Source organism: Streptomyces sp. NPDC054783, from assembly GCF_053611725.1.
In genome coordinates, this window is the sequence record NZ_JBSHAY010000021.1 from 105,046 (window position 1) to 127,886 (window position 22,841).

Below are 22,841 nucleotides of genomic sequence, written 5' to 3' on the forward strand. Positions count from 1 at the left end.
CGCTTGTTGGCAACAGTACGACCGAGTTCAGGCAGCAGTCAACACTTGTTGGCCAACGCCTGTTGGCCTACACTCGTTGACATGACTGCACGCCGCTCCGATGCCACCCGTAGCGCCATCCTCCACGCCGCCCGCGAGCGGTTCGCCGCCGACGGCTACGAGCGGGCCACCATCCGGGCGATCGCCAAGGACGCGCGCATCGACCCGTCCATGGTGATGCGCTACTACGGCAGCAAGGAGAACCTGTTCGCCGCGGCCGTCGCGCTGGATCTGCGGCTGCCCGATCTGACACGGGCGCCCCGGGAGGAGGTCGGGCGGGCACTGGTCGCCCACTTCCTCGACGTGTGGGAGGGGAACGAGGAGCTGACGGCCGTCCTCCGGGTCGGCGCCACCAACCAGGCCGGGGCCGAGCGGATGCAGGGCATCTTCCGGGACCAGCTGCTGCCGCTGGCCGAGCAGGTGTGCCCCGATCCCGAGCAGGTCCCGGCGCGCGCCGCGCTGTGTGCCGCGCAGTTGCTCGGGCTGGCCCTGACCCGCTATGTGCTGCGGCTGCCGGCGGCGCGGGAACTGACCCGCGAGGAACTGCTGGCGTGGCTGGGGCCGACCGTACAGCGGTACCTGACCGCGCCGAATCCCTGAGCCGTACCGAACCCAGCCGTACCCGGCCGCAGTGAACCCACCGCACCGAACCCCGAAAAGGCGCCGAAAGGCGAAACGCCGAGGGCGCCGTCCTCACCCGGGTACGGCATCACGCGCGTACCGGCGAAAGGACAGGCGCCCCCGGCGACAGAACCGGTGTCCGGTCAGGCCTTGGCCTTGGCCTCGGACTTCACGTTGGACGAGGGCTTGATGGTCCTGATCTTGGACTTGTCCAGCACCATCACCAGACCGGCGATGACCGCGAACAGCGCGATCGGGAGCAGCACGTAGAGGCCCAGCGTCTGGATGACGCTCAGGCCGGGGCCGGGGTCGTCGCCGTCGTCGCGGGTCAGCGCGAGCGCGGGGGACGACATGAGCAGCATCATCAGCGTCGTACCGGCGGCCAGGGCGCCGGCGCGCAGGGCGTTCTTCTTGTCCACGATCTCAAGTTAGCGAACCCCCCGGAAGGCCGCGCGCCCGGGGTCCCGTACGGGCCACTCACACGCCTCTGACCTGCCCGAACACTTCGAGTAGCGCACTCAGTCGGGGGGAGGCCGTCAGTTCCTCCAGCGGCACCGGGCGGCCCTCGGGGCCCGCGATCGGCAGCCGCCAGTTCGGGTACTGGTCCCAGGTCCCCGGCAGATTCTGCGGGCGGCGGTCACCGACGCCGTCAGGGAGCCAGACGCCGATCAGCCGGGCCGGGGTGCGCAGCAGGAAGCGGTGGACGGCGCGGATCTCCTCCTCCTCGTCGCTGCCGGGCGGTCCGGCGGCCGCCAGGTCCAGCAACCCGAGGCTGCCGAGCAGGGCGAGCCACTCGGCGGCGTCGGCGGTGGCCTCGGCGCGTTCCTCGGTCGCGGGGCGGGTGAGCAGGCCGAGCCGGTCGCGCAGGTCGACGTGGTCGCCGGTGAGCCGGGCGGCGGTGGGCGGCAGGTCGTGGGTGGTGGCGGTGGCCAGGCAGTCGGCGCGCCAGCGCTCGGGCGGCAGCGGGCGTCCGTCGCCCTCCCAGTCGCGTTCGAACCACAGCACCGAGGTGCCGAGCACCCCGCGCCGCTGCAGTGTCTCGCGGACGCCGGGCTCGACGGTGCCGAGGTCCTCGCCGATGACGACGGCCCCGGCGCGGGTGGCCTCCAGGGCGAGGATCGCGAGCATGGCGTCGGCGTCGTAGCGCACGTAGGTGCCCCCGGTGGGCGGGCTGCCCTGGGGGACCCACCAGAGCCGGAACAGGCCCATGACGTGGTCGATGCGCAGGGCGCCGGCGGAGCGGAACAGGGCGCGCAGGAGGTCGCGGTAGGGGGCGTACCCGGTGGCGGCGAGCCGGTCGGGGCGCCAGGGCGGCAGGCCCCAGTCCTGGCCGCGGGCGTTGAAGGCGTCGGGCGGGGCGCCGACGGACATGCCGGCGGCGAACACGTCCTGCTGGGCCCAGGCGTCGGCGCCGACGGGGTGCACGCCGACGGCGAGGTCGTGCACGATCCCGACGGGCATGCCGGCCTCGCGGGCGACGCGCTGGGCGGCGCGGAGCTGGCAGTCGGTGAGCCAGGCGAGGCGGGCGTGGAACGCGACCCGGTCGGCGAGTTCGGTGCGGGCGCGCGCGGTCGCGGCCGAACGGGGGTCCCGCAGGCCCGATGGCCACCGCTGCCAGTCGGGGCCGTGGAGCTCGGCCAGGGCGTACCAGGTGGCGTGGTCGTCGAGTGCCTGGCCGTGGGCGGCGCGGAAGTCGTCGTAGGCTGCGCGGCGCCCGGGGCCGAGGGGGACGGCCAGGACCAGGTCCAGTGCCTCGCGCTTGAGTTCCCACACGGCGTCCCGGTCGATGAGGGCGCCCTTGTCGAGGACGGCGGCGCGCAGCCGCTCGGCCCGCTCCAGGAGGGCGCTCAGCCGCTCGCGGTCCGCCACGTACGCGTACTCGGGGACGTCCTCGATCCGCAGGTGCACCGGGTCGGGGAAGCGGCGGGAGGACGGGCGGTACGGGGAGGGGTCGGTGGGGGTGCCGGGTACGGCCGCGTGCAGGGGGTTGACCTGGACGAATCCGGCGCCGGCGGTACGACCGGCCCAGCCGGCCAGCTCGGCGAGGTCGCCGAGGTCGCCCATGCCCCAGGAGCGGCGGGAGAGCAGGGAGTAGAGCTGGACGAGGAGGCCGTGGGAGCGGCCGGGCGGGGCGGGCAGCCGGTCGGGGGCGACGACGAGGTGGGCGTGGCCGGTGCGGCCGTCGGGTGCGAGGGCGGTCACCCGGTGCACGCCGAGCGGCAGTTCCGCGGCGGTGTCCCGTTCCTGGCCCTCCTCGGTCTCGACGCGCAGGCGGGTGCCGGGCGGCAGTGCGGCGAGGGCGGCGGGGCCCTGCGGGTCGCCGGCCCAGTGCACGAGCGTCGGCGGCAGCAGGAGCTCGCGCAGCTCGCGTTCCCGTGCGGCGAGGGCGGTGCGTACGGCGGCGGGGCCGGCCGCGTCGACGCCGAGGGCGGCCAGGGCGGCGACCACGGCGGAGGCGGGGACCGGGACGTCGCGGCCGGGGGCGGGACTGTAGGAGGTGGCGACCCCGTGCAGCCCGGCGAGCCGGGCCAGGTCCTCGTCCGCGAAGTCCTCGAACGCCGCGGTCATCTACGACCTCGCGCCGAAGTCACCGGACTCGTACGACTGCGCGAAGAAGGCGTCCGACTCGCTGGTCAGCGGGGTGGCCTCGGCGAGTGGCGGCTCGCTGGTCAGGGGTTCGGCGTCGGGCAGGGGCGGTTCGCTGGTCAGCGGGGCCTGGGCGCAGGCGCGCTCCGCGCTGAACACGCTCAGCGGTGCGTCGTCGGTCGGGGCGGACGGGTCCGCCCCGGGTTTCCACTGGTCCGGGATCGAGAGCCGAGCCGGTGCGGCCACGGGGTCCTCCTTCTGGGGGGCGGTCGGATGCTGCGGTTTTGAACGGATTACGGCAGGCCTACCCCGTGACGGCGCGGGCACTCCCGAGAGCTGCTCGAATACGAGAAGACCGGCGGTGCGCGCCCCTTCGCCCCTTCGCCCCTTCGCCCCTGATCACTATCCGCCGCCGGGGCCTGGCCGCACAGGTCGCCTCCGGGGTGCCACGGGCGGTGCTCGGCCGGGCGCTGCTGCCGGAGACGGCGCTGCCGCCGGCCCCCGCGGTCATGACGGCGGGGGCGGGCGGCACGGCGATCGGCGTCTGGTACGCCTCGCTGGCCCAGGGCCGGCTCGCCCAGACCGTGCCGTACGCCGCGCAGCTGGTACCGGTGGGCGTGTACGCCTGCTGCCTGCCGGCGGCGGCCGCCTCGCTGCCCCTGCTGCGCCGCTCGGCGAACCCGGCGGAGCTGCGGTACGCGTGAGCGCGAAGTACGCGTGAGACGGACGGCTCCGGGGGCACAGGGGTCTCCCGGAGCCGGTTCGCGTCCTCCGCACGGGCAGGTACGCGAAGGCCCGGATCGCCGTCAGGCAGAGATGCCGTCGATCCGGGCCATGGCGTCGTCCGCGCCGTACGGCTGCAAATAGGGCAGCCAGCGCGGGTCCCTGTGCCCGGTACCGATGATGCGCCAGGCCAGCCCGCTCGGCGGCGCGGGTTTGTGCCGCAGTCGCCACCCCAGCTCGACGAGGTGACGGTCGGCCTTCACGTGGTTGCAGCGGCGGCAGGAGGCCACCACGTTGTCCCAGACGTGCTTGCCCCCGCGACTGCGCGGGATGACGTGGTCGACGCTGGTTGCGACGCCACCGCAGTACATGCACCGGCCCCCGTCGCGCGCGAAGAGCGCACGTCGGGTGAGTGGAACGGGCCCCCTATAGGGAACCCGGACGAATCGCTTGAGCCGGACCACGCTGGGTGCGGGGACTGTGACGGTTGCGCTGTGCATATAGGCGCCGGATTCCTCGAGGGAGACGGCCTTGTTCTCCAGGACGAGGACGAGCGCGCGGCGGAGCGGTACGACGCCGAGCGGCTCGTACGACGCGTTGAGGACCAGGACGTGCGGCACGGGTGCCTCCTTGGGCGTCGGCGGCGCGTGGCTCGCGCCGGGACGATCTGCAGTCAGTCTCCCCTCATGCCTGGTGGAAGCGCCACCATGTCCCGGTAACGGGCTGGGAGTGTTTTCGACCACACCGGATACTTCCCCCGGATCATGGCCTGTTCAAGCCGGCGTGAGTCCCGTCTCTCCTGCGCCCCTCCTTGGCGGATCCGCGCGATGCCCACACAATGCCCCGTTAGTGTGGTGGCCCTGTCCGTCCGGTGACCTTTTCGTGACCTTGAAGACCTTGACCGCCCACCGGCACGGACCGCGCAGCACCTGGAGGTATCTGCCGTGTCGTCCTTGCCCGCCGTCCTCTTGGCCGCCGGTGCGTCGCCGACCCCGTCCCCCTCTTCGTCCGGGACGGCACCGGCGGTGCCGTCGCTGCAGGACGCCCAGCAGAGCGCGACGAACGCGGCGAGCTGGGTCGAGCAGAACTGGTCGACCTGGCTCGCGATGGGACTGCAGATCCTGCTGATCGTGGTGATAGCCGTGGCGCTGCGCGCGATGGTGCGGCGGGCGATCACCAAGCTGATAGACCGGATGGGCCGCACCGCGCAGGCCGTGGACGGCACCGCGCTGGGCGGGCTGCTGGTCAACGCCGAGCGGCGCCGCCAGCGATCGGCGGCGATCGGCTCGGTGCTGCGGTCGGTGGCGAGCTTCCTGATCCTCGGTACGGCCGCGCTGATGGTGCTGTCCACCTTCAAGATCAACCTGGCGCCGTTGCTGGCGTCGGCCGGTGTGGCCGGCGTGGCGATCGGCTTCGGCGCCCGGAACCTGGTCACCGACTTCCTCTCCGGCGTGTTCATGATCCTGGAGGACCAGTACGGCGTCGGTGACGTGGTCGACGCGGGCGTGGCCACCGGTGAGGTGATCGAGGTCGGGCTGCGGGTGACCAAGCTGCGCGGTGCCGACGGCGAGATCTGGTACGTCCGCAACGGCGAGGTCAAGCGGATCGGCAACCTCTCGCAGGGCTGGGCGACGGCCGGGGTCGACGTGACGGTGCGGTCGAGCGAGGACCTGGACAGGGTCAAGGCGACCCTGGACGACGTCGCCGAGCACATGAGCAAGGAAGAGCCCTGGAACGAGCTGCTGTGGGGCCCGATCGAGGTCCTCGGCCTGGACTCGGTGCTGATCAACTCCATGGTGATCCGCGTCTCCGCGAAGACCATGCCGGGCAAGGCCCTGACGGTCGAACGCGAACTCCGCTGGCGCGTCAAGCGCGCCTTCGACGCGGCGCACATCCGCATCGTGGGCGGCGCGACATCGGTCGAGGACACGGAGGACGCCGCCGATACCGCGGCCTCGGTGGCGGCCCCGTCGGTGTTCTCCAACGCGGACTCCGCCCAGGCGAAGGCGACGGCCCCGATCGCTCCGCAGTCCTCTGCGGCTCCGGACCAGTAGCGAGCGGAACGGTTCAGCACGCTCGTTCGAGTGAACGGACGGGGCATCCCGGCGCGCGGTGCGCACGGGGTGCCCCATCGTTCTGCCGGGGCGCCCGGCGTGGACTTGGCCTGACATCAGCGCGACCAGGAGAACGAGCGATGAGCGCCGAACCTCTCATGGAGCCGGTGATGACACAGGACCCCGTCGATCTGCTGATCGCGATTACCGGGCCGCGAACAGGGACGGCAGCACTACGGCTCTGGTTGTCCCAGACTTCCATGTCCTGCGCCGTGAGCCGACCGAACTCGACGAGTCGTACCTGAAGGCCCACAAGGGCTGGTACCCCGCTGACATGCTCGCCCTCGTTGGCGAGGTCACCTCCACCGACCACGAGACCGACACCGGAGCCAAGTTCCGCACCTACGCCGCCGCCGGCATTCCGGTCTACGTCCTCATCGACCGCCACTCCAAGACGGCCCACTGCTACACGGACCCCGTCCTCCCCGGCGACGACCCCACCGAGGCGTACTACGACACCGACGCCAAGGTCGACCTCGGCGAACCCCTCCCCCTGCCGGCGCCGTACCCCACCCTCGACACCACCCCCTTCCTCGACAACTGAGCCCCGAGCCGTCCGGCCCCGAGGTAACGACTCCGTTTCCTCGGGACCGTTGTCTATTGACGCCCCCTTCGTCCTGGGCTTACGTTCCTCGCACCGCGATAGGAAACTTTCCTAACAGTGATCTTCCGGCGGCCGTTGATCAAGGCTGGACGCCACGCCCGGGTCACTGAAAAGCTGGGCGGCTGGAAAGGCAGGTGTCGACCCCATGGCAGGAACCGCCGGTACGCCGGGCACCCCACGCGTGCTGCGCGCCATGAACGACCGCGCCGCCCTGGACCTCCTGCTGGAGCACGGGCCGCTGTCGCGCACCCGGATCGGCAAGCTCACCGGCCTGTCCAAGCCCACCGCCTCCCAGCTGCTGGCCCGCCTGGAGGCGGCCGGACTGGTCCGGGTCACCGGCACCAGCGAGGGCCGGCCGGGCCCCAACGCCCAGCTGTACGCCGTCAACCCCGCGGCCGCGCACGCCGCCGGGCTCGATGTGACCCCGGAGCGGATCCGCGCCGCCGTCGCCGACATCACCGGCCGGACGGTGGGTGAGTACGAGCTACCCACCCCGGGGCGACGGCCCGCCCAGCCCGTGGTCCAGCAGGTCACCGACGCGCTCGACGGCGCCGTCAAGGCCGCCGGGCTCGCCCGGTCCGACGTGCACCGGCTGGTCATCGGCACCCCGGGCGCCTTCGACCCCAACACCGGGCGGCTGCGCTACGCCTCCCACCTGCCCGGCTGGCACTCCCCCTCGCTGCTCGACGAACTCGCCGCCGCCCTGCCGATGCCGGTGGAGTACGAGAACGACGTCAACCTCGTCGCCCTCGCCGAACAGCGGCTCGGAGCCGCCCGGGGCCACGGCGACTTCGTCCTGCTGTGGAACCAGGAGGGGCTCGGCGCCGCCCTGGTCCTCGGCGGCCGGCTGCACCGCGGCTGGACCGGCGGCGCAGGCGAGGTCGGCTTCCTGCCCGTGCCGGGCACACCCCTGGTCCGACAGGTGACCAAGGCCAACAGCGGCGGCTACCAGGAGCTGGCCGGCTCCCAGGCCGTACCGAAGCTGGCCCGGGAACTCGGCATCGAAGACGTGCCGTCGGGGTCGTACACCGAGGTCGCCGCCGAGCTCGTGGCCCGGGGCGCCGACCACGCCTCCGGCCCCTACCGGGAACTGCTCCGGACCTACGCGACCCGGCTCGCCACCGGTCTCGCCTCGCTCGTCTCCGTCCTCGACCCCGAACTCGTCGTCCTCAGCGGTTCCGCGCTGACGGCCGGCGGCGAGGGCTTGCGCGCCCTCGTCCAGGCCGAGCTGGAGGAGCTGGCCGCGGCCCGCCCCCGGCTGATCGTCGGCGACGTCCACGAACACCCCGTCCTGCGCGGCGCGTTGGAGTCCGCGCTCGTGACCACCCGCGACGAGGTCTTCGACACCTCGCGCTGACCCCGGCAGCACCTCCTCTTCCCGTTCACCCGTCCCTGGGAGACCTCGCCATGCCCACAGCCATACCCGAAGTCGCCCGAAAAGCGGCTTTCGCCCTGACCGCCTCCGCCCTGCTGCTCACCGCGACCGGCTGTACCGGGCAGTCGAGCTCCGGCGCCACGGACGACGCCTCGAAGGACACGACGATCAACTTCTGGCACGCGTGGAGCGCGCCGAACGAGGTACAGGCCGTCAAGTCCCTGGTCGCCGGCTTCGAGAAGGCGCACCCCAACATCCACGTGAACATCGTCGGCAACATGACCGACGACAAGATCAACCAGGCGCTGCGGTCGGGCGGTGACAGGGCACCGGACGTGATCTCCTCGTTCACCACCAACAATGTGGGCAAGTTCTGTTCCTCGGGTGCGCTGGTCGACCTCAACCCCTTCTTCAGGAAGTCCGGCATCGACCCCGGGAAGACGTTCCCGAAGCCGATGAACGAATACACCCAGTTCGACGGCAACCGCTGCACCGTGCCGCTGCTCGGTGACGCGTACGGGCTCTACTACAACAAGACGGCGTTCCAGAAGGCCGGTATCGCGAATCCGCCGAAGACCTGGTCCGAGTTCGAGGCGGACGCCAAGAAGCTGACCATCGCCCAGGGCGACGGCTACAAGCAGCTCGGATTCATGCCGGACTACCATGGCTGGGAGACCACCACCGAGCACTACTTCGCGCAGTTCTCGCCGACGTACTTCGGCAAGGACGGGAAGTCGGACGTCGCCACGGACCCGGCGTTCGAGAAGGGCTTCGCACTCCAGAAGCGACTCGTGGACGAACTCGGCGGATTCCAGAAACTGGAGAGGTTCCGATCGACCCTCGGTGACGAATGGGGCCCCAAGCACCCCTTCCACACCGGTCAGGTCGCCATGCAGCTCGACGGCGAATGGCGGCTCGGGATGGCCGAGCAGGCCAAACCGAAGTTCGAGATCGGGGTCGCCCCGCTGCCCGTGCCCGACGACCAGGCGGCACAGTACGGCAAGGGCTACATCACCGGCACCATCGCGGGCATCGCCGCCACCAGCCACAAGCAGAACGCGGCCTGGGAATTCGTCAAGTACATCACCACGAACACGGACGCGGTGGTCGGCTTCGCCAACGACATCCACAACGTCCCCTCCACGCTGGCCGCGCTGAAGTCCCCGAAGCTGAAGTACGACCCGCGCTTCAAGACGTTCCTCGACATCGCCGCGAATCCGGACTCCACCACCAGTCCCGCCTCGATCAACGGCGGCGTGTACCTGGTGACGATCCAGCAGTTCGGTTATGACTACGAAAGCGGCAAGGCCACCGATCTGAAGGCCGGTCTGAAGAAGACGGCCGCGCAGATCGACACGGACATCGCGCAGGCGAAGTAGCCGATGGGTACGGTCACTCTGGCGTCGAAGCGCCGCCGGTCGGCGCTCAGGACCCTCGCCTTCATGTCGCCCTGGCTGATCGGCTTCGCGGTCTTCTTCGCGTATCCGCTGATCTCGACGGTCTATTTCTCCTTCATGCACTACGACGGCTTCCGGCCGCCGACGTGGAGCGGCGGGAAGAACTGGCGTTACGTCTTCGAGCACTACCCGCTCTTCTGGCCGGCCCTGCGCAACACGCTGTGGCTGGTACTGGTGATGGTGTCGTTGCGGGTCGTCTTCGGGCTCGGCATCGGCCTGCTCATCACCAAGATAAAGACGGGCACGGGGGTCTTCCGCACCCTCTTCTACCTGCCGTACCTGGCCCCGCCGGTCGCCGCGACCATGGCCTTCGCCTTCCTGCTCAACCCCGGTACGGGCCCGGTCAACTCGATCCTGGAGAAGGTGGGCGTCCCGGCGCCCGGCTGGTTCAACGACCCCACCTGGTCCAAGCCTGCCCTGACCCTGCTGGCGCTGTGGGGCATCGGCGACCTCATGGTCATCTTCATGGCGGCCCTGCTGGACGTGCCGACCGAGCAGTACGAGGCGGCCGAACTGGACGGGGCCTCGGCCTGGCAGCGGTTCAGGTACGTCACCCTGCCGAACATCTCCCCGATCGTGATGTTCGCGGTCGTCACCGGCGTGATCCAGACCATGCAGTACTACACCCAGCCGCTGATCGCCGGGAAGGTCGCCTCCGGGGTGATCCAGGGCGCGGGCACCCAGTTCGAGCCCGGCTACCCGGACAAGTCCACGCTCACCCTCCCCCAGCTCGTCTACAACCTCGGCTTCCAGCGCTTCGACTACGGCTCGGCCTGTGTGGTGGCCCTGGTGCTGTTCGCCCTGTCGATGGTGTTCACCGGGTTCCTGATGCGGCGCCGGGGCGGTCTCATCCAGGCAGGTGACTGACCATGACCCAAGTAATGGACAAACCGGTGGAGTTGGGGACACCGTCCTCGGCCGCCGAGCGCACCGCCCGGCGCAGGACGCTGTTCGAATGGATCGCGATCCACTCCCTCGGCGTCGCCGCCGCGCTGTTCTTCACCCTGCCGTTCGTGTTCGTCTTCCTGACCTCGCTGATGAGCGACACCCAGGCACTCAGCCGCGATCTGATCCCGCACACCTGGGAGTGGGGCAACTACCGGAAGGTCTTCGACACACCCGGCTTCCTCACCTGGTGGAAGAACACCCTGATCTACGCCGGCCTCGGCACCGTCCTGACCGTCGTGTCGTCCATCCCGGTGGCGTACGCGCTCGCCAAGTTCCGCTTCCGGGGCCGGAACCTGTCCCTGATGCTGGTCATCTCGATGATGATGCTGCCCCCACAGGTGGTCATCATCCCGATGTACCTGTTCTGGGCGAAGCAGCTGGACCTGTCCGGCACCCTGTGGCCGCTGATCATCCCGATGGCGTTCGGCGACGCGTTCTCCATCTTCCTGCTGCGCCAGTTCCTGATGACGATCCCGAACGAGTACCTGGACGCCGCGAGGGTGGACGGCTGCGGCGACCTCGGGACCCTGCTGAAGGTCGTCCTGCCCATGGCCAGGCCGGGCATCGCGGCCGTCGCCCTCTTCCAGTTCTTCTACGCCTGGAACGACTACTTCGGCCCGCAGATCTACGCGTCCGAGAACCCCGGCGCCTGGACCCTGAGTTACGGCCTGGAGTCCTTCAAGGGCGCCCACCACACCGACTGGAACCTCACGATGGCCGCGACCGTGCTGGTCATGGCCCCTGTGATCCTCGTGTTCTTCTTCGCCCAGAAGGCGTTCGTCGAGGGCGTCACGCTCACCGGAGTGAAGGGTTAACCACGACATGAAACTCACCGTGGTCGGCGGAGGCTCGACCTACACCCCCGAACTCATCGACGGCTTCGCACGCCTCAGGGACACCCTGCCCATCGAGGAACTCGTCCTCGTGGACCCGGCCGCGGATCGCCTGGAGCTGGTGGGCGGGCTGGCCCGGCGGATCTTCACCCGGCAGGGTCACCCCGGCCGGATCGTCACCACCGCCGACCTGGACGCGGGCGTGGACGGCGCCGACGCCGTGCTGCTCCAGCTGCGCGTCGGCGGCCAGGCGGCCCGCGAGCAGGACGAGACCTGGCCGCTGGAGTGCGGCTGCGTCGGCCAGGAGACCACCGGCGCGGGCGGCCTGGCCAAGGCGCTGCGCACGGTCCCGGTCGTCCTGGACATCGCCGAACGGGTCCGCCGTGCCAACCCGCGCGCGTGGATCATCGACTTCACCAACCCGGTCGGCATCGTCACCCGCGCCCTGCTCCAGGCAGGACACCGGGCGGTCGGACTGTGCAACGTGGCGATCGGCTTCCAGCGGAAGTTCGCCGGGCTGCTGGGCGTGGCCCCGGCCGAGGTCCATCTCGCGCACGTGGGACTCAACCACCTCACTTGGGAGACCGGCGTACGCCTGGGCGGCCCGGAGGGCGCGAACGTCCTGCCGAAGCTGCTGGCCGAGCACGGCGAGGCGATCGCCGACGACCTGCATCTCCCGCGCCCCCTCCTGGACCGCCTGGGCGTGGTCCCCTCCTACTACCTGCGCTACTACTACGCCCACGACGAGGTCGTACGCGAACTGCGCACCAAGCCCTCCCGGGCCGCCGAAGTCGCCGCCATGGAGCGTGAGTTGCTGGCGATGTACGGCGACCCCGCCCTGGACGAGAAGCCGGCGCTGCTCGCCAAGCGCGGCGGCGCCTACTACTCGGAGGCCGCCGTGGACCTGGCGGCGGCCCTGCTGGGCGGGGGAGGCAGCCCCTACCAGGTGGTGAACGCGTTCAACAAGGGCACGCTGCCCTTCCTCCCCGACGACGCGGTGATCGAGGTCCAGGCCGCGGTCGGCCCGGCCGGTCCGTCCCCGCTGCCGGTGCCGGAGCCGGACCCCCTGTTCGCCGGTCTGATCGCGAACGTGACGGCGTACGAGGACCTGGCCCTGGAGGCGGCGCTGCGCGGCGGCCGCGACCGCGTCTTCCGCGCCCTGCTCGCCCACCCGCTGATCGGGCAGCACGCGCACGCCGACGCCCTCACCGACCAGCTGATCGCACACAACCGGGAGCACCTCGCGTGGGCCTGACCCAGACCGTCCTCGCCATCGACGCCGGAAACAGCAAGACCGACGTGGCCGTGGTCTCCGCCGCCGGGGAGGTGCTGGCCACCGCCCGCGGCGGCGGTTTCCGCCCGCCCGCGGTGGGGGTGAGGGCGGCGGTGGCCGCGCTGGCCGAACCGGTGGGGCGCGCCTTCGCGGACGCCGGCGTCACGTCCGTCTCGCATGTCTCGGCGTGCCTCGCCAACGCCGATCTCCCCGTCGAGGAGGAGCAGTTGGGGACGGCGCTCCAGGCGCGCGGCTGGAGCGCGTCGGTGGAGGTGCGCAACGACACCTTCGCGATCCTGCGTGCGGGAGTCGCCGAGCCGCGCGGGGTGGCCGTGGTGTGCGGAGCGGGGATCAACTGCGTCGGCATGCGCCCCGACGGCCGTACCGCGCGCTTCCCGGCCATCGGCCGGATCTCCGGTGACTGGGGCGGGGGCTGGGGCCTGGCGGAGGAGGCGCTGTGGTTCGCCGCCCGCGCGGAGGACGGCCGGGGCGAGCCGACGGCCCTCGCCCGCACCCTGCCCGGCCACTTCGGCCTTCCGACGATGTACGCGCTGATCGAGGCGCTGCACCTGGAGCACGTCGGCCACGACCGCCGGCACGAGCTGACCCCGGTGCTCTTCGCGACGGCCGCCGAGGGCGATGCGGTGGCCCGCTCGGTCGTCGCCCGGCTCGCGGAGGAGGTCGCGGTGATGGCCACGGTGGCACTGACGCGCCTGGACCTGCTCGACGAGGAGACGCCGGTCCTGCTGGGCGGCAGCGTCCTGACCGCCGGCCACGCCCTGCTCGACGACTGCATCCGCGACCTGCTGACCGTCCGCGCCCCCAAGGCCGACGTCCGCGTGGTCACGGCGAGCCCGGTCCTGGGCGCGTCCCTGCTGGGCCTGGACCGACTGGGGGCGGCCCCGGAGGCGCGGGAGCGGGCGCGGGGGCACTGGGAGAGGTAGCCGCTGCCCCACCACCGCGGCGCCCTCCCCCGGGGGGAACCGAACAGATGCTCCCGGCGTATACATGAGCAGCGCACGCTGCGATCCGATCAAGATCCAGTGAAGGCCGGTGCGGATGTCGGTCCGGGCGGCGATACTGGGCGGCGAACGGATGACCATGGGGGAGGTCGAGTGACACACCCGCCGAAGAGCACAGCAGCGCCACCGGTGGCGGGCCCCGGCCTGCCCGCCGCACCCGGCATCCCCGCACAGCCCGCCCGCCCGGCCCGCACCGGCTCCCCCGCGCCGTCGGCCCGGCGGACCGCGTTCGCCGAGGGAGTCGACCGGCTGCGGGACGCGGCGACCACCGAGCCGGGGCGGCTGCGGATCATCGGGGCCGTACTGGCGCTGCTGGTCGTGGCGTTCGGCGCGGCCACCGCCTGGCAGGCCAGTGAGCGGGCGGCCGCCGCCGACGACGTGCTGCACCGCAGCCAGCCGCTCAGTTCCGGCGCGGCGGACATCTACCGGTCGCTGGCCGACGCCAACACGGCCGCCTCCAGTGGGTTCCTGGCCGGCGGTCAGGAGACGGCCGCCTCCGGGGACCGGTACGAGAAGGACATCCGTACGGCCGCCGCGGGCCTGGTGACGGCCGCCGCGAACGCCGAGCCGGGCTCCGCCTCCGAGACGACCATCGCCAGGCTGAACACGCTGCTGCCCGAGTACAAGGGGCTCATCGAGCGGGCGCGGACCTACAACCGGCAGGGCTACCCGGTCGGCGGCGCGTATCTGCGCTACGCCAACGAGAAGATGCAGAAGGAGATGCTCCCGGCGGCGGAGGATCTCTACACCAAGGAGAACCAGCGGCTGGCCGCCGACTACGGCGACGCCACACCGTATCCGTGGGTCGCCATCGCGCTCGGCGTGCTCTCCCTCGCCGCGCTCGGCTGGGCCCAGAACCGCACCTACCGGCGCACCAACCGCGTCCTCAACCGCGGCCTGGTCGCCGCCTCCGCCGCCACGACCGTCGCCCTGCTGTGGCTGGTCGTCGGGCACGCGGTGGCCCGCTCGGAGCTGAACGGCTCCTACGACCACGGCATCCGCTCGCTCACCGTCCTGCACGACGCCCGGATCGCGTCCCTGAAGGCACGCGGCAACGAGAACCTGAGCCTGGTGGCGCGCGGCGCCGAGACCGTCACGGTCGACGGGCGGACGTACGACGCGTACTACTACGACTTCGACAAGGACATGACCACCCTCGGCACGGGCCTGGCCCGGGCGGCGAAACTCGCCGACGACCAGGGCGGCAGCACACCGGTGAAGGCGGCCGAGGGCAACATGGCGGTGTGGAAGCAGCGTCACACCGCCGCCCGCACCGAGGACGAGGACGGCAACTACCAGCAGGCGCTGGACAAGGTGATCGGTGCCAAGGGCGCCACCGGCGAGTGCTTCGACAGCGTCGACGCCAACCTCGCCCGGGCCATCGACCACGAACAGGCCGAGTTCCAGCGGGCCGCCGGCGACGGCCGGGACGCCATGGCCGGGCTGCCGGTGGGCGCGGCCGTGCTCGCGGTGCTCGGCGCGGCCGGCGCGCTGTTCGGCATCGGCCGCAGGCTTTCGGAGTACCGGTGACAGGGGGCATGACGATGTACGCGGCGCGTGTACGGGCCTCCCTGCGGGGCTGGGGCGGGGTCGGCGCGATGGCGGTGCTGTGCGCGCTGGCGCTGGCGTTCGTCCTGCTGCTGCCCTGCACCCAGCAGGCCCCGCAGCACCGTCCGGAGCGAGCCGCTCAGGCCGTCGCCAGCGGTGTGCAGGCCCGCGCCACGGACTGCACGCCCTCCGGGGCGCAGGACCAGACCCTGTCGCCGTCCGACGCGGACGGCCCGACCATCGACGCGATCAAGGCCCGTACGGGCGCCAAGCGCAAGCTGATCGTCGGCGTGGACCAGAACAGCTACCACTGGGGCTACCGCAATCCCAACACCCAGGGCGCGGAGCTGGAGGGCTTCGACATCGACCTGGTGCACCGGATCGCGCAGGACATCCTCGGCGACCCGGACGCGGTGCAGTTCAAGGCGATCCCGACCAGCCAGCGGATCTCCGCGATACAGGACGGGCGGGTGGACATGGTCGTGCGGACCATGACCATCACCTGCGACCGGCTGTCCCAGGTGGCGTTCTCCGCCCCCTACTTCAAGACCGGGCAGCAGGTCCTCGCGCCCAAGTCGTCGTCCGTCACGGGCTACAACAGCACCCTGGCGCACAAGCGGATCTGCACGGCGGCCGGTTCGACGGCCTACACCAAGCTGGACGCCGACCGGAAGGACGGCGCCCTGCCCGCCTCCGCGGACATCTCCGCCACCGTCCCGAACCAGCTCGACTGTCTGGTCAGGCTGCAACTCGGCGAGGCGGACGCGGTGGTGACCGACGGCGCACTCGCCGCCAGCCAGGCCGCGCAGGACCCGACCGTCGAGCTGAAGGGCGCGGCGTTCACCACCGAGTACTACGGCGTGGCGATGAAGAAGGACGCCTCCGATCTGGTACGCCGGGTCAATCGCATTCTGGTGGGCTACCGCACCGGCGGCTGGCAGGCGTCGTACGACAACTGGCTGTCGGCGACACTGGGGAAGGACTCGAGCGCGTCCAAGCCGCCCGCGCCGCAGTATCTGCGCACGAGTTGAGCCATGTCCGACCGGAAACCCGAAGCAGCGAGAGGTGATCGATGGGCGTCACGGACCCCGCCGGGCCGGTGATGGACCGGGACGAGGTGGACCGTGCGCTGGCGCGGCTCGGCCAGGAGCACGAGGCGATCGAGACCTCGCTGCTGGCACTGCAGGACCACGCGGGCCGCAGACTCCTCGAAGGCGCCGAACTGACCGGCGTCACCAGGGAACGCTGGCAGGCCACGGAGGCGCGGATCACCCTGCTGTGGGGGTACTTCGACGCCTACGCCGCCGCGCTGCGCTCCGCCCGGGAGATCCGCGCCCGGCGCCGCTGGTCCAGCCGTGAGGACCTGCTGGAGCTGACCGAGCTGCTGCGCGGCGAGGCCGTCACCGTGGCCGGGAACGGCACGCTCAGCGAGTCCTTCTCGCTGTCCGGCCTGGTGGACCGGATGAACGAGCTGTACGCGACGAGCCTGGACCTCGTCGTCACCGCCGACGCGGTGTGGTCGGCGCTGCCCGCGCGGATCGATTTACTCGCCGCGGAACTCCAGCGCACCCGCAAGCTCGCGCACTCCGTCGGCGTACGCCCCGGCGAGCACCCCTCCGGTGACGACCTGGAGCGGATCACGCGCACGCTGACCAAGCTGCGCGAGGACGTCGTCTCCGACCCGCTGGCGTTCTGGGTGCCGGCCGAGGGCAGTTCGGCGCCGGGCGGCGGCCGTCCGGACACCACGGTGTACGACCGTGAGGCGCGCGCCCTGGAGGACGTGCGCCGGGAGATCGACGCCGTGCTGACGGTCCGGCAGGACGCGGAAGCGCGGCTGATCCGGCTGCGGGACGTGCTCTCGCGCGCCGACCGCACGCTCGCCGAGGCCCGCACCGCGCGCGGCGAGGTGCTGGCGAAGATCGCGGCGACCGAGGTGCCGGTGGTCAGCGGCCCGCCGACCGTGCTCCAGGAGCAGTTGGCGACGGCGGCCGAGTACCGCAGGCAGGCGCAGTGGCACCGGCTCTCCCCGCTCCTGGAGTCCCTGGAGCAGAAGGCGGAGGACGAACTGCTGCGTGCCCGCGAGTCGTTGACCGCGGTCACCGCACCGCTCGCGGTCCGCGCCGAGCTGCGCGGCCGGCTCGACGCGTACAGGGCGAAGGTGGCCCGGCACGGGCTCGCGGAGGACCCGTTCCTGGTCGAGCGGTACGACGCGGCCCGCCGGATGCTGTGGAGCGCGCCCTGCGACCTGCGGGTGGCCGAACAGGCCGTGCTGCGCTACCAGCAGCTCGCGGCCGAGCTGCTCGGCGGCGAGGGCGCGCCCGAGGACCGTAAGGGGGACCAGTCATGAGTCAGCCGGGGCAGACCTGTCAGCGGCCGGGCTGCGAGGGCTCGTACGAGGACGTCGGCGGCGGCGAGCTGTACTGCGACACCTGCGGCCTGGCACCGGTCGTCTCGGCGAGCGGGCTGGTCGGTTCGCCGGCGACCGGGGTGACCAGGGGCGCGGCGGACAGCGGCAGTTCACGCAGCAGCGCGCGCACGTCCTCGCAGTCGTCGAAGTCGCGCCGCTCGGTGTCCGGGCGCCTCTCGCGCTCCCTGTCGGGCCGCTCCAGCGGGCGTTCGGTGTCGGTGCGCAGCTCCGGCTCCTCCTCCGGCACCTCCACCCGGGGGCGGCTCGGCGCCGGTCTGGTGCACGTGCCGCAGGTACCGCGGCCCGACCCGCGCGCGATGGTGCTGGACAACCCGGAGGTACCGGAGCGGAAGCGGTTCTGCTCGCGCTCGGACTGCGGGGCGCCGGTGGGGCGTGCGCGGGGTGACCGTCCCGGCCGCACGGAAGGTTTCTGCACCAAGTGCGGGCACCCGTACTCCTTCGTGCCCAAACTGAAGGCCGGGGACATCGTCCACGGCCAGTACGAGGTCGTGGGCTGCCTCGCGCACGGCGGGCTCGGCTGGATCTACCTGGCCGTGGACCGGGCCGTCTCCGACCGGTGGGTGGTGCTCAAGGGCCTGCTGGACACCGGCGACCAGGACGCGATGGCCGCCGCGATCTCCGAGCGGCGGTTCCTCGCGGAGATCGAGCACGCCAACATCGTGCGGATCTACAACTTCGTGGAGCACCTGGACCAGCGCACCGGCTCCCTCGACGGCTACATCGTCATGGAGTACGTCGGCGGCAAGTCCCTGAAGGAGATCGCCAACGCCCGCCGTACGCCGCAGGGCCGCCGGGACCCGCTGCCGGTGGAGCAGTCGTGCGCGTACGGCATCGAGGCGCTGGAGGCCCTCGGCCACCTGCACAGCCGTAACCTCCTCTACTGCGACTTCAAGGTCGACAACGCCATCCAGACCGAGGACCAGCTCAAGCTGATCGACATGGGCGCCGTGCGCCGCATGGACGACGACGAGTCGGCGATCTACGGCACGGTCGGCTACCAGGCGCCCGAGGTCGCCGAGGCCGGCCCTTCGGTGGCGAGCGACCTGTACACGGTGGGCCGTACGCTCGCGGTGCTGACGTTCGACTTCCAGGGCTACACGAACGTCTACGTGGACTCCCTGCCCGATCCCGACACCATCGACGTCTTCCGCCGCTACGAGTCCTTCTACCGGCTCCTGGTCCGTGCCACCGAGCCCGACCCGGCGCGCCGGTTCGCCTCCGCGCAGGAGATGGCCGAGCAGCTGACCGGCGTGCTGCGCGAGGTCGTCTCCCTGCAGACCGGCCAGGCACGGCCCGCGCTGTCGACGCTGTTCGGCCCCGAAGTGCGGGTCATCGACCGCGAGTTGTTCCCCCGGCTGGACGGTGATGTCTCGCTGCTTGGGGCGCGGGAGGCCCGGAGCGGGAAGCGGACGGCCGCTGGTGCGCCGGGGACGGCGACCGGTGCCGCCGGAGCCCTGGGTACGGCCGCCGGTCCCGGTCCCGCCGGTGCCCCTGCCCCGCTCCCGCCCGCGCTCGTCAAGCCCGTCGACGCCCCCGCCGGTGCGCTCGCCCTGCCGGTCCCGCTGGTCGACCCGGGTGACCCCAACGCGGGTTTCCTGGCCGGTCTGATGACCTCCGCGCCGGCCGAGCTGATCGCGGCCCTGGACGCAGCGCCGGTGCAGACCGTGGAAACGCGGCTCAGGCAGGTCCGCGCCCGGCTGGAGAGCGGTGACCACCAGGCCGCGCTGATGAGCCTGGCCAAGCTGGAGGAGGAACGGCCCGACGACTGGCGGGTGGTGTGGTACCGGGGCGTGGCCGCCCTGGTCACCGGCGACTTCGAGGGCGCCGCGCTCTCCTTCGACGCGGTCTACGACGCCTTCCCCGGCGAGGCCCCGCCCAAGCTGGCGCTCGGCCTGTGCGCGGAGGTGCTCGGCCAGTTGGACAACGCGTCCGAGTACTACCACCTGGTGTGGGCGACCGACCCGAGTTATGTGAGCGCCGCCTTCGGGCTCGCCCGGGTGCAGCTCGCGGCCGGCGACCGGCACGGTGCCGTGCGGACCCTGGAGTCGGTGCCGGAGTCCTCCATCCACTACACGGCCGCCCGGGTCGCCGCCGTCCGGGCGCGACTCAGACAGCGCACCGCCACCGCCGGTGACGTACCGTTCCTGGACGACCTGACGGCCGCCGCCGGGCAGGTCGAGGCGCTGGATGCGTACGGTCTGGACCCGGCGCGGCGCGAGCAGTTGTCGGTGGAAGTCCTCGGCTCGGCGCTGGACTGGATACTCTCCGGTGGCCAGGGCATCCCGCCCGCCGCCGGCGGACGGGTGCTGCTGGGCAGCGGTCTGGACGAGCGGGGCCTCCGCTTCGGCCTGGAGCGCGCCTACCGCACGCTGGCCCGGCTGGCGCCCGGCGGCGAGGAGAGGATCGAACTGGTGGAACGGGCCAACCGTTACCGCCCCCGGACGTGGGTGTAGTTGATGTCGCAGATGCCTCAGCAGGCCGCACTGCCGAAGTGCCCGAGCTGCGCGGAGCCCGTCGAGCCGGGTGACCTGTTCTGCGGAGCGTGCGGGTACGACCTCTCCGTCGTACCCGAGCCGCCGCAGGACCATCCGACGCTCACCATGAACGGCGCCTTGGAGGACGGCGTGGACTGGCCCGCCCCCGAGCCGGACGGCTCCGGCGCCCCGCGGGCGCCGCATCTGCCGGCCGACCTGCCCGGCACCGACTCCGGCGGCGCCCCCCTGCCCGGACACGGGCCCGGCACGGACCCGCACGGCCACGGGTCCGCACCGCAGCCGGCCGGTTCCGGGGTGCGCTTCGACCGGCCCGCGGAGCCCGAGGAGTACCCGTTGCAGGCGCCGGACCCGCGCGTGGCCGACAACCCCGGGAAGACAGCCGCGCCGGAGGAGCCCGCGCAGGTGTGCGTGGCCTGCCGGGCCGGCCGGGTGGACAGCGACGGCTACTGCGAGAACTGCGGGCACGCCCAGCCCCGCGAACGCGACCACGTGGAGCGGGAGTCGGGCCCGGTGGCCGCCGTCAGCGACCGGGGTCTGCGCCACCACCGCAACGAGGACGCCTTCGCCGTCGGCCACACCGCACTGCCCGACGGCACCCCGGCCGCCCTCGCGATCGTCTGCGACGGCGTGTCCTCCGCGACCCGCCCCGACGACGCGTCGACCGCCGCCTCCCAGGCGGCCGGTGACGCGCTGCTGGCCGCCCTGCCGCGCGGCACGCATCCGCAGACGGCCCTGCACGAGGCGATCGTCGTTGCCGCGCAGGCCGTCAACGCGCTCGCCGAGGAGCCCGCCACGGCCCGCGAGCACGCCCCGCACCAGAACGCCCCGGCGTGCACGATCGTCGGCACGGTGGTCACCTCCGGGCTGCTGGTCGTCGGCTGGGTCGGCGACAGCCGCGTGTACTGGGTGCCGGACGACCGCAGCGCACCGGCGGCCCGGCTGACCGAGGACGACTCCTGGGCCGCGCAGATGGTCGCCGCCGGACTGATGAGCGAGGCCGAGGCGTACGCCGACGAGCGCGCCCACGCGATCACCGGCTGGCTCGGCGCGGACGCCTACGAACTGGAGCCGCACACCGCGTCGTTCAAGCCGGACCGGTCCGGAGTCGTGGTGGTGTGCACCGACGGCCTGTGGAACTACGCCGAGACGGCCGAGGAGATGTCCGAGGTGGTGCCGGCGGACGCGGCCGAGCGCCCGCTGCACAGCGCCCGGGTGCTGGTCGGCCACGCCCTGGACGGCGGGGGCCACGACAACGTAACAGTGGCCGTCGTGCCGTTCCCGGCGTCGCCGCAGGGGGCAGGATCGGCCTGAGGGCCCGAGGTCTGGGGCCGCGGGCCGGAGGGGACCGGCCCGTTCACAGCCATCGTCCTGCTTCGGCAGGGCGGTCAAGGGGGATTTGAGTACGCATGGCCAATTTCGCGAAGTCGCATGTGCCGCAGTTCTCGATGGACGTCTATCAGAACGAGTACCTGCCGGAGGGCGGGCGCGAGGTCAACGCGATCGTCACGGTGACCTCGACCGGCGGCGGCACGGTCGGCAGCGCCGCGGCACCGCTGTACCCACGCGGCCGGGGCCCGTCGGCCGCCGTGGCGCTCATGGTCGACTGCTCCGGTTCGATGGACTACCCGCCGACCAAGATGCGCAACGCCCGGGACGCCACGGCCGCCGCGATCGACACCCTGCGCGACGGCACGCACTTCGCGGTGATCGGCGGCACGCACGTGGCCAAGGAGGTCTATCCGGGCGGCGGACGGCTCGCGGTCGCCGACGCCGCCACCCGCCAACAGGCCAAGCAGGCGCTGCGACGGCTCAGCGCGGGCGGCGGCACGGCCATCGGCACCTGGCTGCGGCTCGCCGACCGGCTGCTGAACTCGGCGGACGTCACCATCCGGCACGGCATCCTGCTCACCGACGGCCGCAACGAGCACGAGTCGCCGGAGGATCTGAGGGCGGCGCTGGACGCGTGCGCCGGACGGTTCACCTGTGACGCGCGGGGCGTGGGCACCGACTGGGAAGTGAAAGAAGTCACAGGGATCGCCTCGGCGCTGCTCGGCACCGCCGACATCGTCGCCGACCCGGCCGGGCTCGCCGCCGACTTCACACAGATGATGGAGACGGCGATGGGCAAGGAGGTCGCCGACGTCTCCCTCAGGGCGTGGACGCCGGTCGGCACCACCATCCGGTTCGTCAAGCAAGTCGCGCCCACCGTCGAGGACCTGACCGCCCGCCGCACCGAGGCCGGGCCGCGCGCCGGGGACTACCCGACCGGGTCCTGGGGCGACGAGTCCCGCGACTACCACCTGTGCGTCCAGGTCCCGGCGGCCGGTCTCGGCCAGGAGATGCTGGCCGCCCGGGTCTCGCTGGTCGTGCCGCAACCGGACGGGTCGGTACAGAACCTCGGCGCACAGGGCCTCGTACGGGCGGTGTGGACCGACGACATGGTGGCCTCCACCTCGATCAACCCCCAAGTCGCCCACTACACCGGGCAGGCCGAACTGGCACAAGCCATCAAGCAAGGCCTCGATCTTCGCAAAGCGGGCGATTTCGATGGCGCAACGGCCAAACTGGGGCGTGCCGTTCAGCTCGCGAACGCCTCCGGGAACGCCGATACTGCGAAACTGCTTGCGAAGGTGGTGGACGTGGTCGATGCCGCGACAGGTACTGTGCGGTTGAAGACGAAGGTCGCAGAGGCGGATGAGATGACTCTGGAGACCAGGTCCACAAAGACTGTTCGTGTAAAGAAGTGACCCAGTAGGACATCCGGAGAAGGGGAAG

At 71.9% G+C, this 22,841-nt stretch carries 20 protein-coding genes and 1 pseudogene; 16 read left to right on the forward strand and 5 right to left on the reverse strand.

Annotation, left to right across the window (positions count from 1 at the left end; all coding sequences use genetic code 11):
* The first annotated feature begins 81 nt into the window (after positions 1-81).
* Positions 82-639, forward strand: coding sequence for a TetR/AcrR family transcriptional regulator (locus ACWGJ5_RS30625; RefSeq protein WP_453312879.1), 558 nt, complete (start codon positions 82-84; stop codon positions 637-639).
* 164 nt (positions 640-803) lie between these two features.
* On the opposite strand, the gene ACWGJ5_RS30630 is transcribed toward ACWGJ5_RS30625, so the two are convergent.
* Genes ACWGJ5_RS30630 through ACWGJ5_RS30640 form a run of 3 tightly spaced genes read right to left on the reverse strand, consistent with a single transcriptional unit; the run spans position 804 to position 3,492 of the window.
* On the reverse strand, positions 804-1,079 hold the full coding sequence (locus tag ACWGJ5_RS30630; protein WP_453312880.1) for a hypothetical protein: 276 nt from the start codon (positions 1,077-1,079) through the stop codon (positions 804-806).
* Between the two features lie 58 nt (positions 1,080-1,137).
* Positions 1,138-3,228 carry a 4-alpha-glucanotransferase gene (gene malQ, locus ACWGJ5_RS30635; RefSeq protein WP_453312881.1) on the reverse strand — a complete coding sequence of 697 codons (2,091 nt, stop codon included), beginning with the start codon at positions 3,226-3,228 and terminating at the stop codon, positions 1,138-1,140.
* Positions 3,229-3,492, reverse strand: coding sequence for a hypothetical protein (locus tag ACWGJ5_RS30640; protein WP_453312882.1), 264 nt, complete (start codon positions 3,490-3,492; stop codon positions 3,229-3,231).
* Between the two features lie 152 nt (positions 3,493-3,644).
* On the opposite strand from ACWGJ5_RS30640, the pseudogene ACWGJ5_RS30645 reads away from it, so the two are divergent.
* Positions 3,645-3,950, forward strand: a pseudogene (locus tag ACWGJ5_RS30645) (ABC transporter permease); the annotation flags it as partial.
* Positions 3,951-4,052: 102 nt separating this feature from the next.
* Here the strand turns inward: ACWGJ5_RS30645 and ACWGJ5_RS30650 are convergent.
* Positions 4,053-4,589: an HNH endonuclease gene (locus tag ACWGJ5_RS30650; protein WP_228625160.1), complete on the reverse strand. Its 537-nt coding sequence runs from the start codon at positions 4,587-4,589 to the stop codon at positions 4,053-4,055.
* Positions 4,590-4,913: 324 nt separating this feature from the next.
* On the opposite strand from ACWGJ5_RS30650, the gene ACWGJ5_RS30655 reads away from it, so the two are divergent.
* From ACWGJ5_RS30655 to ACWGJ5_RS30705, 11 genes are all read left to right on the forward strand, one after another.
* Positions 4,914-6,023, forward strand: coding sequence for a mechanosensitive ion channel family protein (locus tag ACWGJ5_RS30655; RefSeq protein ID WP_453312883.1), 1,110 nt, complete (start codon positions 4,914-4,916; stop codon positions 6,021-6,023).
* Positions 6,024-6,081: 58 nt separating this feature from the next.
* The gene (locus ACWGJ5_RS30660; RefSeq protein ID WP_453312884.1) at positions 6,082-6,627 is read left to right on the forward strand and encodes a Uma2 family endonuclease; all 546 of its coding nucleotides are present in this window, start codon (positions 6,082-6,084) and stop codon (positions 6,625-6,627) included.
* A 205-nt stretch (positions 6,628-6,832) separates the two neighbouring features.
* Entirely contained in the window at positions 6,833-8,044 is a 1,212-nt protein-coding gene (locus ACWGJ5_RS30665) for an ROK family transcriptional regulator (RefSeq protein ID WP_453312885.1), read from the forward strand.
* Between the two features lie 50 nt (positions 8,045-8,094).
* Complete coding sequence (locus ACWGJ5_RS30670) at positions 8,095-9,441, forward strand: ABC transporter substrate-binding protein (RefSeq protein ID WP_453312886.1); 1,347 nt, start codon at positions 8,095-8,097, stop codon at positions 9,439-9,441.
* 3 nt (positions 9,442-9,444) lie between these two features.
* Positions 9,445-10,386 carry a carbohydrate ABC transporter permease gene (locus ACWGJ5_RS30675; protein WP_453312887.1) on the forward strand — a complete coding sequence of 314 codons (942 nt, stop codon included), beginning with the start codon at positions 9,445-9,447 and terminating at the stop codon, positions 10,384-10,386.
* Between the two features lie 2 nt (positions 10,387-10,388).
* Positions 10,389-11,282 carry a carbohydrate ABC transporter permease gene (locus ACWGJ5_RS30680; RefSeq protein WP_453312888.1) on the forward strand — a complete coding sequence of 298 codons (894 nt, stop codon included), beginning with the start codon at positions 10,389-10,391 and terminating at the stop codon, positions 11,280-11,282.
* A 7-nt stretch (positions 11,283-11,289) separates the two neighbouring features.
* The gene (locus ACWGJ5_RS30685; protein ID WP_453312889.1) at positions 11,290-12,555 is read left to right on the forward strand and encodes a 6-phospho-beta-glucosidase; all 1,266 of its coding nucleotides are present in this window, start codon (positions 11,290-11,292) and stop codon (positions 12,553-12,555) included.
* Positions 12,546-13,517 (forward strand): N-acetylglucosamine kinase, encoded by a 972-nt coding sequence (locus ACWGJ5_RS30690; RefSeq protein WP_453312890.1) that lies wholly within the window; start codon positions 12,546-12,548, stop codon positions 13,515-13,517. The genes ACWGJ5_RS30685 and ACWGJ5_RS30690 overlap by 10 nt, the downstream gene beginning before the upstream one ends.
* Before the next feature lie 171 nt (positions 13,518-13,688).
* Positions 13,689-15,125, forward strand: a complete 1,437-nt coding sequence (locus tag ACWGJ5_RS30695; protein ID WP_453312891.1) for a hypothetical protein — start codon at positions 13,689-13,691, stop codon at positions 15,123-15,125.
* Positions 15,126-15,139: 14 nt separating this feature from the next.
* The gene (locus ACWGJ5_RS30700) at positions 15,140-16,174 is read left to right on the forward strand and encodes a glutamate ABC transporter substrate-binding protein (protein WP_453312926.1); all 1,035 of its coding nucleotides are present in this window, start codon (positions 15,140-15,142) and stop codon (positions 16,172-16,174) included.
* A 41-nt stretch (positions 16,175-16,215) separates the two neighbouring features.
* On the forward strand, positions 16,216-17,490 hold the full coding sequence (locus ACWGJ5_RS30705) for a hypothetical protein (RefSeq protein WP_453312892.1): 1,275 nt from the start codon (positions 16,216-16,218) through the stop codon (positions 17,488-17,490).
* Between the two features lie 19 nt (positions 17,491-17,509).
* On the opposite strand, the gene ACWGJ5_RS30710 is transcribed toward ACWGJ5_RS30705, so the two are convergent.
* Entirely contained in the window at positions 17,510-17,797 is a 288-nt protein-coding gene (locus ACWGJ5_RS30710) for a hypothetical protein (protein ID WP_453312893.1), read from the reverse strand.
* Between ACWGJ5_RS30710 and ACWGJ5_RS30715 the strand changes: the two genes are divergently transcribed.
* The 3 genes from ACWGJ5_RS30715 (at position 17,769) to ACWGJ5_RS30725 (ending at position 22,813) form a co-directional block, all read left to right on the forward strand.
* Positions 17,769-20,024, forward strand: a complete 2,256-nt coding sequence (locus ACWGJ5_RS30715) for a tetratricopeptide repeat protein (protein WP_453312894.1) — start codon at positions 17,769-17,771, stop codon at positions 20,022-20,024. The two genes, ACWGJ5_RS30710 and ACWGJ5_RS30715, sit on opposite strands and share 29 nt — an antisense overlap.
* A gap of 3 nt (positions 20,025-20,027) precedes the next feature.
* A complete protein-coding gene (locus ACWGJ5_RS30720) occupies positions 20,028-21,377 on the forward strand; it encodes a protein phosphatase 2C domain-containing protein (RefSeq protein WP_453312895.1) in 1,350 nt (449 codons plus the stop codon).
* 95 nt (positions 21,378-21,472) lie between these two features.
* On the forward strand, positions 21,473-22,813 hold the full coding sequence (locus tag ACWGJ5_RS30725; RefSeq protein ID WP_453312896.1) for a vWA domain-containing protein: 1,341 nt from the start codon (positions 21,473-21,475) through the stop codon (positions 22,811-22,813).
* Positions 22,814-22,841 lie beyond the last annotated feature (28 nt).